Source organism: Enterobacter sp. BIDMC93 (genome assembly GCF_001037805.1).
In the GTDB taxonomy this organism is placed as follows: domain Bacteria; phylum Pseudomonadota; class Gammaproteobacteria; order Enterobacterales; family Enterobacteriaceae; genus Enterobacter; species Enterobacter hormaechei_C.
Genome location: NZ_KQ089962.1, coordinates 3227392 through 3241112 on the forward strand (window position 1 = coordinate 3227392; position 13721 = coordinate 3241112).

General features: G+C 53.5%; 19 protein-coding genes. 12 read left to right on the top strand and 7 right to left on the bottom strand.

Annotated features, from left to right (window positions below):
* Positions 1 to 98: 98 nt before the first annotated feature.
* The gene (locus SK58_RS15075; protein WP_017384696.1) at positions 99 to 1286 is read left to right on the top strand and encodes a CynX/NimT family MFS transporter; all 1188 of its coding nucleotides are present in this window, start codon (positions 99 to 101) and stop codon (positions 1284 to 1286) included.
* Positions 1287 to 1317: 31 nt separating this feature from the next.
* Here the strand turns inward: SK58_RS15075 and SK58_RS15080 are convergent, their stop codons facing one another.
* Positions 1318 to 2025 (bottom strand): CTP synthase C-terminal region-related (seleno)protein, encoded by a 708-nt coding sequence (locus SK58_RS15080; protein ID WP_045344203.1) that lies wholly within the window; start codon positions 2023 to 2025, stop codon positions 1318 to 1320.
* Between the two features lie 151 nt (positions 2026 to 2176).
* Between SK58_RS15080 and SK58_RS15085 the strand changes: the two genes are divergently transcribed.
* A complete protein-coding gene (locus tag SK58_RS15085) occupies positions 2177 to 2521 on the top strand; it encodes a DUF488 domain-containing protein (protein ID WP_015570789.1) in 345 nt (114 codons plus the stop codon).
* On the opposite strand, the gene SK58_RS15090 is transcribed toward SK58_RS15085, so the two are convergent.
* Together SK58_RS15090 and SK58_RS22730 are read right to left on the bottom strand one after the other, a co-directional pair.
* Positions 2522 to 2827: a periplasmic protein gene (locus tag SK58_RS15090; RefSeq protein ID WP_048220170.1), complete on the bottom strand. Its 306-nt coding sequence runs from the start codon at positions 2825 to 2827 to the stop codon at positions 2522 to 2524.
* A gap of 80 nt (positions 2828 to 2907) precedes the next feature.
* Positions 2908 to 3162: a putative hemolysin gene (locus SK58_RS22730; RefSeq protein WP_015570791.1), complete on the bottom strand. Its 255-nt coding sequence runs from the start codon at positions 3160 to 3162 to the stop codon at positions 2908 to 2910.
* Positions 3163 to 3473: 311 nt separating this feature from the next.
* Between SK58_RS22730 and SK58_RS15100 the strand changes: the two genes are divergently transcribed.
* Genes SK58_RS15100 through yoaJ form a run of 3 tightly spaced genes read left to right on the top strand, consistent with a single transcriptional unit; the run spans position 3474 to position 4721 of the window.
* Complete coding sequence (locus SK58_RS15100) at positions 3474 to 4502, top strand: sensor domain-containing diguanylate cyclase (RefSeq protein ID WP_048220171.1); 1029 nt, start codon at positions 3474 to 3476, stop codon at positions 4500 to 4502.
* Between the two features lie 45 nt (positions 4503 to 4547).
* On the top strand, positions 4548 to 4646 hold the full coding sequence (locus tag SK58_RS22935; RefSeq protein WP_015570793.1) for a YoaK family small membrane protein: 99 nt from the start codon (positions 4548 to 4550) through the stop codon (positions 4644 to 4646).
* Positions 4647 to 4721 carry a protein YoaJ gene (yoaJ, locus tag SK58_RS23275; RefSeq protein ID WP_015570794.1) on the top strand — a complete coding sequence of 25 codons (75 nt, stop codon included), beginning with the start codon at positions 4647 to 4649 and terminating at the stop codon, positions 4719 to 4721.
* Between the two features lie 53 nt (positions 4722 to 4774).
* Here the strand turns inward: yoaJ and SK58_RS15110 are convergent, their stop codons facing one another.
* Complete coding sequence (locus tag SK58_RS15110; RefSeq protein WP_003857896.1) at positions 4775 to 5023, bottom strand: GlsB/YeaQ/YmgE family stress response membrane protein; 249 nt, start codon at positions 5021 to 5023, stop codon at positions 4775 to 4777.
* 369 nt (positions 5024 to 5392) lie between these two features.
* On the opposite strand from SK58_RS15110, the gene yncL reads away from it, so the two are divergent.
* On the top strand, positions 5393 to 5485 hold the full coding sequence (gene yncL, locus SK58_RS22945) for a stress response membrane protein YncL (protein WP_071524166.1): 93 nt from the start codon (positions 5393 to 5395) through the stop codon (positions 5483 to 5485).
* A 124-nt stretch (positions 5486 to 5609) separates the two neighbouring features.
* Complete coding sequence (locus tag SK58_RS15115; protein ID WP_023296321.1) at positions 5610 to 7109, top strand: EAL domain-containing protein; 1500 nt, start codon at positions 5610 to 5612, stop codon at positions 7107 to 7109.
* A 4-nt stretch (positions 7110 to 7113) separates the two neighbouring features.
* Here SK58_RS15115 and SK58_RS15120 read toward each other — a convergent pair whose 3' ends face one another.
* Positions 7114 to 7359, bottom strand: a complete 246-nt coding sequence (locus SK58_RS15120) for a YmjA family protein (RefSeq protein WP_022650806.1) — start codon at positions 7357 to 7359, stop codon at positions 7114 to 7116.
* Between the two features lie 75 nt (positions 7360 to 7434).
* A complete protein-coding gene (gene icd / locus SK58_RS15125) occupies positions 7435 to 8685 on the bottom strand; it encodes an NADP-dependent isocitrate dehydrogenase (RefSeq protein ID WP_003857898.1) in 1251 nt (416 codons plus the stop codon).
* Between the two features lie 117 nt (positions 8686 to 8802).
* On the opposite strand from icd, the gene rluE reads away from it, so the two are divergent.
* Genes rluE through purB form a run of 5 tightly spaced genes read left to right on the top strand, consistent with a single transcriptional unit; the run spans position 8803 to position 13138 of the window.
* On the top strand, positions 8803 to 9465 hold the full coding sequence (rluE, locus tag SK58_RS15130; RefSeq protein ID WP_017384702.1) for a 23S rRNA pseudouridine(2457) synthase RluE: 663 nt from the start codon (positions 8803 to 8805) through the stop codon (positions 9463 to 9465).
* Positions 9465 to 9938: an NUDIX hydrolase gene (locus SK58_RS15135; RefSeq protein ID WP_015570797.1), complete on the top strand. Its 474-nt coding sequence runs from the start codon at positions 9465 to 9467 to the stop codon at positions 9936 to 9938. The genes rluE and SK58_RS15135 overlap by 1 nt, the downstream gene beginning before the upstream one ends.
* A gap of 40 nt (positions 9939 to 9978) precedes the next feature.
* Complete coding sequence (mnmA, locus tag SK58_RS15140) at positions 9979 to 11091, top strand: tRNA 2-thiouridine(34) synthase MnmA (RefSeq protein ID WP_039271081.1); 1113 nt, start codon at positions 9979 to 9981, stop codon at positions 11089 to 11091.
* Between the two features lie 27 nt (positions 11092 to 11118).
* Entirely contained in the window at positions 11119 to 11748 is a 630-nt protein-coding gene (hflD, locus tag SK58_RS15145) for a high frequency lysogenization protein HflD (protein WP_006809213.1), read from the top strand.
* Positions 11749 to 11767: 19 nt separating this feature from the next.
* The gene (gene purB / locus SK58_RS15150; RefSeq protein ID WP_048220172.1) at positions 11768 to 13138 is read left to right on the top strand and encodes an adenylosuccinate lyase; all 1371 of its coding nucleotides are present in this window, start codon (positions 11768 to 11770) and stop codon (positions 13136 to 13138) included.
* A gap of 86 nt (positions 13139 to 13224) precedes the next feature.
* On the opposite strand, the gene SK58_RS15155 is transcribed toward purB, so the two are convergent.
* Positions 13225 to 13617, bottom strand: a complete 393-nt coding sequence (locus SK58_RS15155) for a hypothetical protein (RefSeq protein WP_023303483.1) — start codon at positions 13615 to 13617, stop codon at positions 13225 to 13227.
* Between the last annotated feature and the right edge of the window lie 104 nt (positions 13618 to 13721).

A 13721-nucleotide genomic window follows, 5' to 3' on the forward strand; every position in this document is an offset into this window, starting at 1 on the left:
AAATTGTCCGATATTAGCGATAAACTGTCATTTTAGCCTGATTTCAACCACGACTTAAATCGGTATGGTATGCGCTCGCCTGAACGTAAGAGACAATAATGACTACTGCTATTCAACCTTCCGGGAAACAGGGTGCGCTGCTGATTGCAGGCATCCTGATGATTGCCACGACGCTGCGCGTCACCTTTACCGGTGTCGCCCCCCTGCTCGATACCATCCGACAGGACTATGGCTTAAGCACGGCGCAAACCGGCCTGCTCACGACGCTGCCTCTGCTGGCCTTCGCCTTTATCTCTCCCCTTGCCGCAGGCGTCGCCCGGCGCCTGGGCATGGAGCGCAGCCTTTTTATCGCTCTGCTGCTGATTTGCATCGGGATTGGCGTACGTTCGCTGCCGTCGGCCTCGCTGCTGTTTATCGGTACGGCGATCGTAGGCTGTGGGATTGCGCTGGGCAATGTCCTGCTACCTGGCTTAATCAAACGTGATTTTCCGGGCCAGGTCGCAAAACTGACGGGGGCTTATTCGCTGACGATGGGAGCCGCTGCTGCCGCAGGGTCGGCGCTGATCGTCCCGCTGTCGCTGGGGAGTGGTGGCTGGCACGGGGCGCTGTTGATGCTGATGTTCTTCCCGCTGGTGGCGCTGCTGCTGTGGTTACCGCAATGGCGCCAGAAGCCGGCCGCCACCCTGACCGGAGCGGGCGCGCTGCACAATCGGGCTATCTGGCGCTCGGCGCTCGCCTGGCAGGTGACGCTTTTTCTGGGCATTAACTCGCTGATTTACTACGTCATTATCGGCTGGTTACCCGCGATTTTGCTTAGCCATGGCTACAGCGAAACGCAGGCTGGCTCCATGCACGGGCTTCTCCAGCTGGCAACCGCGGTTCCCGGTCTCGCCATTCCGCTGATCCTGCACCGTCTTAACGATCAGCGTGGCATTGCCGGGCTAGTCGCCCTGATGTGCGCCGTCAGCGCGGCCGGGTTCTGGTTCGCGCCGGGGCTGGCCGTCGTCTGGACGCTGGTGTTTGGCTTTGGATCCGGCGCCACCATGATCCTCGGCCTGACGTTTATCGGGCTGCGCGCCAGCTCGGCCCATCAGGCCGCGGCGCTCTCCGGCATGGCACAGTCGATTGGCTATCTTCTGGCGGCCTGTGGCCCACCGCTGATGGGGAAAATTCACGATACCGCCGGAGACTGGCGCATTCCGCTGCTCGCCTGCGCGCTGGCCGCGGTGGTGATGGCGTTATGCGGTATGCTTGCCGGGCGTGACCGGGAGATCACACCCCGCTGACATTCAAGGCAGACCCGGAGGTCTGCTTTTTTTATCCCTGCGCCGCCCGCAGCATGGCCTGTACCAGCACGACCGGGCGCCCTTGCAGCGCGGCCCGCTCATGCTGGAACAGGGTGAGGACAAAGAAAGGATGGGTTACCAGCTCTGCCGCGCGGATCTCACCCTGCTCGTCCCAGCCCGTTACGCGCATGTCGCCCCGCTCAAGCTGGTCGGCAAACTCAGGTGAGACGCCGTAATTGCAGTGATACCCCTCCTGAATTTCCGGCTTGCCATACGCTTTAGCAATCAGCGTGTTATTCCGCAGCTCGATCGCGTCGGTTTTTTCCACCAGCGAGCAGGTCAGCGGCGCAATTACCATCCTTCCCTCGGTGTCGGTTTCGGCATGGCCTGCATCGTGCCAGCCCAGTACATTACGCGCATACTCAATCAGCGCATGCTGGAACCCGCCGCAGGTGCCGAGAAAGGGGATGCTGTTCTCACGCGCGTAACGGGCCGCAATAAACGCCGCCTCGGTGTTTTTATACGGGCTTGCCGGTACCAGCCAGATGGCATCGTACCCGACCAGGTCTTCGGGGCTGGTCAGCTCAGGCGTGGCGAGCCAGTCATAATCAGCGGTGAGCTCCAGAACCGCAGCGGCGTCGTCAATCGCCAGCGGGATCGCCTGGTGCGCAATAACATCGGGATTGTAATCACCAACCAGCGCAATGCGCAGCGTCGTTTTAACCGGGGAGAGTTCCATCAGAGATTCCTTATGCCGGAGGATTTTCAGATAACATAAGGAACCTCAGACTACCGATCTTTTGCAATTATCACAATACCTTAAATTGGGTGGATAAAAGCCGGGTGCTATAGTGTTCTTGCAGAACGTCGTAAGGAAATGAGGAGGACCCATGATTCAATGTAAACGCGTGTATGAGCAGGCGACCTCAAAAGACGGTTACCGGATCCTGGTCGACAGACTCTGGCCGCGAGGGATAAAAAAGACCGACCTCGCCTGTGACGAGTGGTGTAAAGCGCTAACGCCGTCCAGCGAACTGCGAAAAGCTTTTCACAGTGAAACGATAGATTTCACCGCGTTCAGTGAAGCCTATCGTAAAGAGCTGGCGCAGCATCCGGATGAAGGCAAACGCCTGGCGGCTCTCGCCAAACAGCAGACCGTGACGCTACTCTATGGGGCGAAAAATACGGAGCAGAATCACGCGCAGGTACTGGCGGACTGGCTGCGTAAACTGTGATTAACCGATCGCCAGCTCATCCACGTTGTGTGGCATCTCGTCGGGAGTAAGCGGCATCAGATGTTCCGGGCGAACAAACGCAAAGCCGTGCTGATTATCAAAGGCGTAAACATCACCGGTGACCAGCCACAGCGCACGCGCTGACGTGGCGGGTAATTGCGTCATGAAGCCGTTAACCGGGTTCACAAAACGCTGGCCCGGCTGACAGAGGCCAAACAGCTCGACGGATTTACCGATATTTCGACGGCCTGCCGCCGTACGCGCACCCACGATCATCGCCATGCTGCCCGGTTTTAACTGAAACATACTTCTTCTCGCATACGTACTGCCAGAAACTGGCTAAGAATAATCCTAAAGGGAAGTGTATCGCAGTTTTATTGCCGTTGTCATCTGGTCGGTTGCGGGTGATCGCGGCGGTAAAGATCCCATTCATCGATCACTTCCCCGCCGGGCAGTTTGCACTCGGTACGTACGCCCTGCGGGCTTTGAACAGGGATTTGCTCTCCCCCTTTCTCCAGACAGTACACTGACGCCGGGTTTGCCATACCAATAGCGTGCGGCGGTTGAGGCGCATCAGGAGGGGTTGTCTTTGTTGAGCAGGCGGCCAGCGGTAAAACCAGCGCCAGGAGAAGATATTTCATTATCATGATCCTTCAGGGTGTAAAAATGTCAGAGTAACGGGTCATCGCCGTTTTCTCCATGATTTCTCCATTAAACCTGCACGATTCCCCCTTATAGTGATGCCTGTTCTCACACTGACCAGAGAACATCATTCCGTAATCAAGATGTTTTGTCCCGATCTCAACATCGGGGCTTTTTTTAGTCGTCCCCTCATCTGCCTTCAGAAGAATCTATAAAATTAATCCTGTTCATGTTTTACTATGACCGGAGTCTATATTTTCAGCATAACATGCAGATACAGAGGTCTTCTGCATGGGAGTCATCCTGCCTCATGTCAGATATCATTCTTGCCCGTGTTTCAGAAACCCTCTCCACTGAGCAATCTCTCGACAGTCTGGTGCGTCAGCTACTGGAAATGCTGGAAATTGTGACGGATATGGAATCAACCTACCTGACGAAAGTCGATATCAATGCGCGTTTGCAGCACATTTTATATGCCCGTAACAGCAAGCAAATGCAGATCCCGGAAGGGTTCAGCGTGCCCTGGGACGAAACGCTGTGTAAGCGCGCCATCGACAGCGACACGTTGTTCAGTAACGAGGTGCCCGACCGCTGGCCGGAGTGTGAAGCGGCCAAAGCACTGGGCATTACAACCTATATGAGCGTGCCGGTTCACCTGGCTGACGGTTCTCTGTATGGCACGCTTTGCGCTGCCAGCACCGCACAGAAACAGTTCAGCGAGCGTGGCGAGCAGGTGATCAGACTCTTTGCCGGTTTAATTGGTCAGTACATTCAGAAAGAGTCGCTTGTGCTTCAGCTTCGCGAAGCAAATGCGGCGCTCATTGCTCACTCTTACACCGACGCCCTCACCGGCCTGCCGAATCGTCGCGCCATTTTTGAAAACCTTACCACCCTGTTCTCACTGGCGCGCCATCTTAACCGCAACGTCATGATGGCTTTTATTGACCTCGATGATTTCAAGCGAATCAATGACCAGTACGGGCATGAGGCGGGCGATCGCTTCCTCGTACAGGTCGGCAAGCGGCTGACTCACGAGCAAACGCAGGATGAGATTATTGGCCGGCTCGGCGGCGATGAATTTCTGGTTGCCAGCCTGAGTCACAGCGATGATGGCGACGCCAGCAAAGGGGTCAACGCAATCAAAACCCGCCTCAATGGTCTTATTGCGGGCGAATACGGGTTAGGTAATGCCACTATTCTTTATCCCGGCGCAAGCCTTGGCGTCGTTATTGTTGATCCTCACAGCACGGATGAAGATAGCGCCCTGCGCACCGCAGACCTCGCGATGTATCAGGATAAAAAAGGAAAAAGCAAAACAGGCTTTGTCGCGTTAGATTAAAATCGTACACTCTACGGCCTTATACAAACTCAAACAGGTGATGGCATGAGAATAGGGATCCTCTTTCCGGTGGTTATTTTTATCACGGCGGTGGTGTTTTTAGGCTGGTTTTTCCTTGGTGGTTACGCCGCGCCGGGGGCTTAAATGAGAAAAACGACCATCATCATGCTGATTGTCGCCATCGTGGCCGTCGCCGGTACGCAGTTGGGCTGGTGGTAACGCCCAAAGTAAAAAGGCCGCCGTCAGGCAGCCTTTTTTAACTCAGGTCAGATTTAGCTTTTGATTTTTCTGTAAATAAACAGAACAACCAGCGCGCCAATCACCGCGACGACAAAGCTGCCGAAGTTGAAGCCATCAACTCTGCCAAAGCCGAACAGGGTACTGATCCAGCCACCGACGACTGCACCCACAATCCCCAGAATGATCGTGACGATGAAACCGCCGCCATCTTTGCCCGGCATAATCCACTTCGCCAGGATCCCCGCAATCAGCCCAAAGATAATCCAGGATAAAATTCCCATAGCTTTCCTCTCTGTATGGTTTTTGTCATTAAATCAACGACACAGAAAAGGATAGCACAGGATCTGAGAAAGGAAATTTGTGATAAGAATCACACGGTTCGTTTGATTAAAATATGAGCAGTAAAAAAATGCCGTTCCACACTCATCGTGGGGTTGCATCTTTTACTGAGAAAGATTATCTTTCTCATTACTGAATAGTTGAGCAAATCACTCAGGTATTCAGTACGACATTGCTCACATTGCTTCCAGTATTTCTTGCCCACTCTTGAGTGGGCTTTTTTTTGCCCGAACCCACCAAAATCTGGCGTTTCTTCAGTGGAGGTGAAACGCTATTCTCTGTGGCTACTGAACAACAAAAACGTTGATAACATGAACGTATCAAGCAAGTTTGTCATCTGCCTTAATCTTGTTTCTGCCAGTACGTTACTGCTACTGCTCTCAACACGGTTTGAATGGTTCTGAGATGAAAGGAGCCTGGCATGGTGGCTTTCCTTTCGATTCCGTGCAGCCTCAACTCTCATACTTGTAGCTTTTATGACCTGTGTTAAGATCCCTGCACCTCAGGACGTGGTGGGACAACAGGAAAATGAAGAAGGCCATTGCCGTTGCTATCATCTCAACCTTTATGGTCGTCCTGTCGCTGTATGCGGTTAACGCCATTATCGCTGAGCAGCAAAAGAACCGGCAGAGGGAGATCTCCCACACGCTCTTAAGCTATTCTGAAGAGTTAACGCAAAATATCGCCAGTACGCTTAAAAATACCTCCGCGCAGGGATGCGATAGCGCCAGTCTGAACGTCTACCGAAAATTAAAGATGCGAAGTCTCTATTTCGCCGATGTGGGGTTTATTGAAAAGGGGAAAATCACCTGCACCGCGTTTTGGGGCAAGCTGGCAAATCCCATCGCCCTTCCCTCTGAGCTGCATAATACCCAGAACGGTTTCAGCCTGGCGCAGTTTTCGCAGAAAGATTTCTTTGTCGGCAATGCGACAATCTATAACCACCTTATTATCTTCACCTCCCGTTCAGCCTACGATAAATTTGCCCCCGTTACCGCCAACTATTCGCTTCGTTCTTCCACTAAAGATTTCGGCCGCACCTTTTTCACCGTTACGCCGCCATCAGAAAACTTCAGCCGCTTACAGTCTCTGTTATTTACGCTGGCTGTGACAGAGTGCAGTACACGCTGGGATTTGTGCGTTACCGTCACACACCATGATGCCGGACTGGCTTCGCTCTCCCACGTAGTGATGGTGCTTCTGTGCTTGTTTTTATACTTTATCTGGGTATCCCTGACGCTGTTTTCTCTTCGACTTTATGAAGACCGACGTTCTCTGGAACGAACACTGGTCAAAGCGGTAAAAGCGAATACCATCAGCGTTCATTTTCAGCCTGTTATTCGGGTTGCTGATAAGAAAATCGTCGGGGTTGAAGTGTTATCAAGATGGCAGGATAACAATCACAAAGAGGTTTCTCCTGAGCTGTTTATCCCGTTAATTAAAAAAATTGGCCTGTATAACGTTTATTATCAGAACATGATAAAGAAATCCCTGGCGGAAATTGCCGCGCTGGCCGCTGAACATCAGTTAATGATTTCACTGAACGTTGGCCGGACGGAAATTGAAGACGGCAAATTCCTGGCGGTATTACGTCATGAATGCTCAGAGAACGCGATTCCCTTATCGTTAATCAAAGTTGAGTTATCCGAGAATGGCGTTTCCACCGCGGCCATCCTTGAAGAGTTTTGTGAGGAGCTTAAATCGGCAGGCGTCAAAATTTCAATAGACGACTTTGGCGTGCAAAACTCTAATCTTGCCAGGCTCTCAAATCTCAAATATGACGAAATCAAGGTGGATAAGTCGTTAGTGGACGGCATCAGCGAGCACTATAAACAGGATATCCTGGTGATCTTTAGCGACGCGCTCGCTAAACTGCACAAAACCCTGGTTTTTGAAGGGGTTGAAAGCGAAACGCAATATCAGTTCATCGCGCAGAGATACCCGGATGCCCTCGTACAAGGCTGGTACTTTTCAAAGTCGCTAACCCGGCACGACCTCGCCAGGCTGCTGGCAGACTCAGCGCGATGACGCGTTATTCATTGCCCCACTGATTCAGGAAGTTCGCAATATCGTCAATGCGCGCTTCGTCTATCTCCGCCTGGACAGCCATCTCCCGCTGCGCCTCTTCACTGATTTCCTCATTGTTGTATAAGCGAGTGAGCAGCAGCTGGAAATAGTGTGCCAGCGGCGTACGCTCTGCCTCTTCTACCGGTTTCGCCGTTTCAGTCGCATACTCGTCGACGATGTCATAATACTTGAGCGGGATATCATGGGTCATAGCGTTGTTTCCGTCTTGTGTGCATAAAAAACGGGAACCCTCAGGCTCCCGTTGTCATTTAACCCAGCGAGTGGATTACATGTTCGCGATAATCGCGTCGCCAAACTCTGAGCATTTCAGCAGTTTAGCGCCTTCCATCAGACGTTCAAAGTCATAGGTGACGGTTTTCGCGTTAATCGCGCCTTCCATACCCTTAACGATCAGGTCTGCGGCTTCGAACCATTCCATATGACGCAGCATCATCTCTGCGGACAGAATGATAGAGCCTGGGTTGACTTTGTCCTGGCCTGCGTATTTAGGTGCAGTACCGTGAGTTGCTTCGAACAGGGCGCACTCGTCACCGATGTTCGCGCCCGGGGCGATACCGATACCACCCACTTGCGCGGCCAGCGCATCGGAGATGTAGTCACCATTCAGGTTCATACAGGCGATCACGTCATACTCAGCAGGTCGCAGCAGGATCTGTTGCAGGAACGCATCGGCAATCACATCTTTAATGATGATCTCTTTACCGGTGTTCGGGTTCTTAATTTTCTGCCATGGGCCGCCGTCGATCAGTTCACCGCCGAACTCTTCGGTCGCCAGCTGGTAGCCCCAGTCTTTGAACGCGCCTTCGGTGAACTTCATGATGTTGCCTTTGTGAACCAGGGTCACAGAGTCACGATCGTTGGTGATAGCGTATTCGATGGCGGCACGTACAAGACGCTTGGTCCCTTCTTCGGAGCATGGCTTGATGCCGATGCCGCAATGCTCAGGGAAGCGAATTTTCTTCACGCCCATCTCTTCGCGCAGGAATTTAATCACTTTTTCTGCATCAGCAGAGTCCGCTTTCCATTCGATACCGGCGTAGATGTCTTCTGAGTTTTCACGGAAGATAACCATGTCGGTCAGTTCCGGGTGCTTAACCGGGCTTGGGGTGCCCTGGTAGTAACGCACCGGACGCAGACACACATACAGATCCAGTTCCTGACGCAGCGCCACGTTCAGGGAGCGAATGCCACCACCAACTGGTGTGGTCAGAGGGCCTTTGATAGCAACGCGATAGTCGCGGATCAGGTCCAGCGTTTCGGCTGGCAGCCAGACGTCCTGGCCATAAACTTGAGTCGATTTTTCACCGGTGTAAATTTCCATCCAGGAAATTTTACGCTCGCCTTTGTAGGCTTTCTCAACAGCGGCATCAACCACTTTCAGCATTGCCGGGGTAACGTCTACGCCGATACCGTCGCCTTCAATGAACGGGATAATCGGGTTGTGAGGAACGTTAATCTTGCCGTTTTGCAGGGTGATCTTTTTACCTTCCGCCGGAACAACTACTTTGCTTTCCATTAACCTCTCCTTCGAGCGCTTCTGGTTGTTACTGATCTTATGTTAATAAATTGTAATGAGCCTTCCGATAGTACCTGATTGTCCGACGCCATGAAAGGTCTTCGTTATTAGGCTATAATGCGGCAATTGATAACGCCTGAAAATACCATGACGAAAACTTCTTTTAGAAAACACCGGGTTGAGCGATTCAGCTCACGACAAGCCACCAGAAGAACGCCAGAACCCCAGCCAACGCGGGTCATACTGTTCAATAAACCCTACGATGTATTGCCACAGTTTACCGACGAGGCCGGGCGCAGCACGCTGAAGGACTTTATTCCCGTTCAGGGAGTGTACGCGGCGGGACGTCTTGATCGTGACAGCGAAGGGTTGCTGGTGCTCACCAATGACGGCGTGCTCCAGGCCAGGCTCACTCAGCCGGGCAAGCGTACCGGGAAAATTTACTTTGTGCAGGTTGAAGGCGAGCCGGACGACGCGTCGCTGGCAAAACTGCGTAACGGCGTAACGCTGAACGACGGTCCCACCCTGCCGGCTGGTATTGAGCGCGTGAATGAACCCGAGTGGTTGTGGCCGCGCAACCCGCCGATTCGTGAGCGGAAATCCATTCCCACCAGCTGGCTTAAAATAACCCTTTATGAAGGCCGCAACCGACAGGTCAGGCGCATGACTGCGCATGTGGGCTACCCTACCCTGCGACTCATTCGCTATGCCATGGGCAGCTACACGCTGGACTCGCTGGCAAACGGGGAATGGCGGGATGTTACCCCTAAGGAGAACTGATGTTTAAACCTCATGTTACGGTCGCCTGCGTGGTCCATGCGCAGGGGAAATTCCTGGTGGTGGAAGAGACCATCAACGGCAAAGCGCTGTGGAACCAGCCTGCCGGGCATCTTGAAGCCAATGAAACCTTACGCCAGGCGGCAGCCCGTGAGCTGTGGGAGGAGACGGGTATCCGCGCCGAACCGCAGCATTTTATCCGTATGCATCAGTGGATAGCGCCTGACCAGACGCCTTTCCTGCGCTTCTTATTCGCCGTTGAACTTAACGAAACGTGCGCCACTGAACCGCACGACGACGATATCGATCGCTGCCTGTGGGTGACTGCCGAGGAGATCCTGAACGCGCCAAACCTGCGTTCGCCGCTGGTGGCGGAAAGCATCCGCTGCTGGCAGTCTGCGGCGCGCCTGCCGCTGGATATCATTGCAGAGTTTAACTGGCCGTTTACAGAGGGTGTCAATGGTGGGGGGGCGTGATAGAATACGCCGCCTTGAAGTTCAATGTCGTGAGTATTCCATGTCAGATAACAGCCAGAAAAAAGTAATCGTCGGCATGTCCGGCGGTGTCGATTCCTCCGTTTCCGCCTACCTGTTGCAGCAACAGGGCTATAAGGTGGAGGGCCTGTTCATGAAGAACTGGGAGGAAGACGATGGCGAGGAATACTGCACTGCCGCTGCGGATCTCGCCGATGCGCAGGCCGTGTGCGATAAGCTCGGCATCGAACTGCACACCGTTAACTTTGCCGCAGAATACTGGGACAACGTTTTTGAACTCTTCCTCGAAGAGTACAAAGCGGGCCGCACGCCAAACCCGGATATCCTGTGCAACAAAGAGATCAAATTCAAAGCCTTCCTGGAATTCGCCGCGGAAGACCTGGGCGCAGACTACATTGCGACCGGCCACTACGTGCGTCGCGCGGATGTGAATGGCAAAAGCCAGCTGCTGCGCGGCCTGGACGGCAACAAAGATCAGAGCTACTTCCTCTATACGCTGAGCCACGAACAGATTGCCCAGAGCCTGTTCCCGGTCGGCGAGCTGGAAAAGCCGGAAGTGCGTAAGATTGCTGAAGATCTGGATCTGATCACCGCGAAGAAAAAAGACTCCACCGGTATTTGTTTTATCGGCGAGCGTAAATTCCGCGAGTTCCTGGGGCGCTACCTGCCTGCACAGCCGGGCAAAATCGTCACCGTTGACGGCGATGAGATTGGTCAGCACCAGGGGCTGATGTACCACACTCTCGGCCAGCGTAAAGGTCTGGGTATCGGCGGCACCAAAGAGGGCAGCGAAGATCCGTGGTACGTGGTCGACAAAGACGTCGAAAACAATATTCTGGTTGTGGCTCAGGGTCACGACCACCCGCGCCTGATGTCCGTTGGACTGATCGCGCAACAGCTGTACTGGGTCGATCGCGAGCCGCTGAAAGGCACGCTACGCTGCACAGTGAAAACGCGCTACCGCCAGACGGACATCCCTTGCACCGTAACCGCACTGGATGACGATCGCATTGACGTGCGTTTCGACGAGCCGGTTTCCGCCGTTACCCCTGGCCAGTCTGCTGTTTTCTACAGCGGCGAAATTTGCCTCGGCGGTGGGATCATTGAACAGCGCCTGCCGCTGCCTGCTGTTTAAACCGTTTGCACACATAAAGGAGACCGTGTGGCGAAGAACTATTATGACATCACCCTGGCGCTGGCGGGAATTTGCCAGTCAGCCCGTCTGGTGCAACAGCTGGCGCATCAGGGTCATTGCGACGCTGATGCCCTGCACGTTTCACTCAACAGCGTTATCGATCTTAACCCAGGCTCCACGCTGGGCGTCTTTGGCGGCAGTGAAACCAATCTTCGTCTCGGTCTTGAAACTCTGCTCGGCGTGCTCAACGCCAGCAACCGTCAGGGGTTGAACGCGGAACTGACCCGCTACACCTTAAGCCTGATGGTGCTGGAACGTAAGCTTAATGCGGCAAAAGGCGCAATGAATACCCTGGGCGACCGCATCGCCGGGCTACAGCGCCAGCTCGACCACTTTGACCTCCAGTCTGAGACCCTGCTCAGCGCGATGGCCGGTATCTACGTTGACGTGATTAGCCCGCTCGGCCCGCGTATTCAGGTCACCGGTTCGCCTGCCGTATTGCAAAGCCCACAGGTACAGGCGAAGGTACGCGCTTCGCTGCTGGCAGGCATCCGTGCCGCCGTGCTGTGGCAACAGGTCGGCGGTGGCCGCCTACAGTTAATGTTTTCTCGTCATCGCCTGACGACTCAGGCAAAACAAATTCTTGCTCATTGTTAACCTCCCGGAGTTGCGAATTATGGAATTATCCTCACTGACCGCCGTATCCCCTGTCGATGGACGCTACGGCGATAAAGTCAGCGCGCTGCGCGGGATCTTCAGCGAATATGGCCTGCTGAAGTTCCGTGTTCAGGTTGAAGTACGCTGGCTGCAAAAGCTGGCCGCCCAGACAGCAATCAAGGAAGTTCCTGCTTTTGACGCAAAGGCAAACGATTACCTTGATAAAATCGTTGCTGAGTTCAGCGAAGAAGATGCCGCGCGCATTAAAACCATCGAACGCACCACCAACCACGACGTGAAAGCGGTTGAATACTTCCTGAAAGAGAAAGTGGCAAGCGCCCCTGCCCTGCACGCGGTATCTGAATTTATTCACTTCGCCTGTACGTCTGAAGATATTAACAACCTGTCTCACGCGCTGATGCTCTCTACCGCGCGGAAAGAGGTAGTACTCCCTTACTGGCGTAAAATCATTGATGCGGTGAAAGCGCTGTCCGTGGAATACCGCGACATTCCGCTGCTGTCCCGTACTCACGGCCAGCCAGCAACCCCATCCACCATGGGTAAAGAGATGGCGAACGTGGCGTACCGCATGGAACGCCAGTATCGTCAGCTGGAGCAGGTTGAGATCCTCGGCAAAATCAACGGCGCGGTGGGTAACTACAACGCCCACATCGCCGCGTACCCGGAAGTGGACTGGCACCAGTTCAGCGAAGAGTTTGTGACCTCTCTGGGGATCCAGTGGAACCCGTACACCACCCAAATTGAGCCGCACGACTACATCGCCGAGCTGTTTGACTGCATTGCGCGCTTCAACACCATCCTGATCGACTTCGATCGTGATGTATGGGGTTACATCGCCCTGAACCACTTCAAGCAGAAGACCATAGCCGGGGAAATCGGTTCGTCCACCATGCCGCACAAAGTGAACCCAATCGACTTCGAAAACTCCGAAGGTAACCTGGGTCTGGCGAATGCCGTGTTGCAGCATATGGCGAGCAAGCTGCCGGTATCTCGCTGGCAGCGCGACCTGACTGACTCCACGGTGCTGCGTAACCTGGGCGTAGGTATTGGCTACGCGCTGATCGCCTACCAGTCCACCCTGAAAGGTGTGAGCAAACTGGAAGTTAACCGCGACCGTCTGCTGGACGAGCTGGATCACAACTGGGAAGTGCTGGCGGAGCCGATTCAGACCGTGATGCGTCGTTACGGCATCGAAAAACCGTACGAGAAACTCAAAGAGCTGACCCGCGGTAAACGCGTTGATGCTGAAGGTATGAAACAGTTTATCGACGGTCTGGCGCTGCCAGAAGAAGAAAAAGCGCGCCTGAAAGAGATGACCCCGGCAAACTATATTGGCCGTGCCATCGCTATGGTTGACGAGCTGAAGTAATCGCCCTTCCCCCTTTCCACCTGGAAAGGGGGCTGCTTTACATCATCGAGCCGACATTTCACGTCACATTATCTGTTTTGCCGGGATTAGAGCCTGCCGTCAGGCTGATTGTTATTTTTTGCCGTGGAATAACTTTCCGGAATATACCGTTTTAAGCCGAACGGGCACAGTTTGAACTGGCACGGGGTTTCAGCCGTGCACGGGCGATCCATCTCCTGTCGGTTGCCTGGACACGCGTTTTTCTGTTTGAACCCCATCCAGCCTATTGATGTAAAGGGCATTGCCTGCGCTATCCATACTCTACGCCGCCGATCGTTAATCAGGATCCCCTGGTTTGAAGTAGTGATGATTTCACCTGTACGAACGTAATAATCTCCCTTTAACCACAGGATATAATTCAGGCCATACTGTGTTTCAACTTTGCAAAAGATGGTTCCGCTTTCCGGGCTCGCAATAGTCTCAACAACCTTCCATTCCATAAAATCCTCTTTACTCGCTATATTGCTGTTTTGTTGTGTAAAAATGCTGCTTTTCTGGCACATCTTATGCAAATCTAATTTCGCACCATAAAATAAGCGTAGAC

Excerpts from the sequence above, each read along its gene's own strand:
- SK58_RS15075 (WP_017384696.1), top strand. The coding sequence starts at position 99 with ATGACTACTGCTATTCAACCTTCCGGGAAACAGGGTGCGCTGCTGATT.
- SK58_RS15080 (WP_045344203.1), bottom strand. The coding sequence starts at position 2,025 with ATGGAACTCTCCCCGGTTAAAACGACGCTGCGCATTGCGCTGGTTGGT.
- SK58_RS15085 (WP_015570789.1), top strand. The coding sequence starts at position 2,177 with ATGATTCAATGTAAACGCGTGTATGAGCAGGCGACCTCAAAAGACGGT.
- SK58_RS15090 (WP_048220170.1), bottom strand. The coding sequence starts at position 2,827 with ATGTTTCAGTTAAAACCGGGCAGCATGGCGATGATCGTGGGTGCGCGT.
- SK58_RS22730 (WP_015570791.1), bottom strand. The coding sequence starts at position 3,162 with ATGAAATATCTTCTCCTGGCGCTGGTTTTACCGCTGGCCGCCTGCTCA.
- SK58_RS15100 (WP_048220171.1), top strand. The coding sequence starts at position 3,474 with ATGTCAGATATCATTCTTGCCCGTGTTTCAGAAACCCTCTCCACTGAG.
- SK58_RS22935 (WP_015570793.1), top strand. The coding sequence starts at position 4,548 with ATGAGAATAGGGATCCTCTTTCCGGTGGTTATTTTTATCACGGCGGTG.
- SK58_RS15110 (WP_003857896.1), bottom strand. The coding sequence starts at position 5,023 with ATGGGAATTTTATCCTGGATTATCTTTGGGCTGATTGCGGGGATCCTG.
- yncL (WP_071524166.1), top strand. The coding sequence starts at position 5,393 with ATGAACGTATCAAGCAAGTTTGTCATCTGCCTTAATCTTGTTTCTGCC.
- SK58_RS15115 (WP_023296321.1), top strand. The coding sequence starts at position 5,610 with ATGAAGAAGGCCATTGCCGTTGCTATCATCTCAACCTTTATGGTCGTC.
- SK58_RS15120 (WP_022650806.1), bottom strand. The coding sequence starts at position 7,359 with ATGACCCATGATATCCCGCTCAAGTATTATGACATCGTCGACGAGTAT.
- icd (WP_003857898.1), bottom strand. The coding sequence starts at position 8,685 with ATGGAAAGCAAAGTAGTTGTTCCGGCGGAAGGTAAAAAGATCACCCTG.
- rluE (WP_017384702.1), top strand. The coding sequence starts at position 8,803 with ATGCGGCAATTGATAACGCCTGAAAATACCATGACGAAAACTTCTTTT.
- SK58_RS15135 (WP_015570797.1), top strand. The coding sequence starts at position 9,465 with ATGTTTAAACCTCATGTTACGGTCGCCTGCGTGGTCCATGCGCAGGGG.
- mnmA (WP_039271081.1), top strand. The coding sequence starts at position 9,979 with ATGTCAGATAACAGCCAGAAAAAAGTAATCGTCGGCATGTCCGGCGGT.
- purB (WP_048220172.1), top strand. The coding sequence starts at position 11,768 with ATGGAATTATCCTCACTGACCGCCGTATCCCCTGTCGATGGACGCTAC.
- SK58_RS15155 (WP_023303483.1), bottom strand. The coding sequence starts at position 13,617 with ATGGAATGGAAGGTTGTTGAGACTATTGCGAGCCCGGAAAGCGGAACC.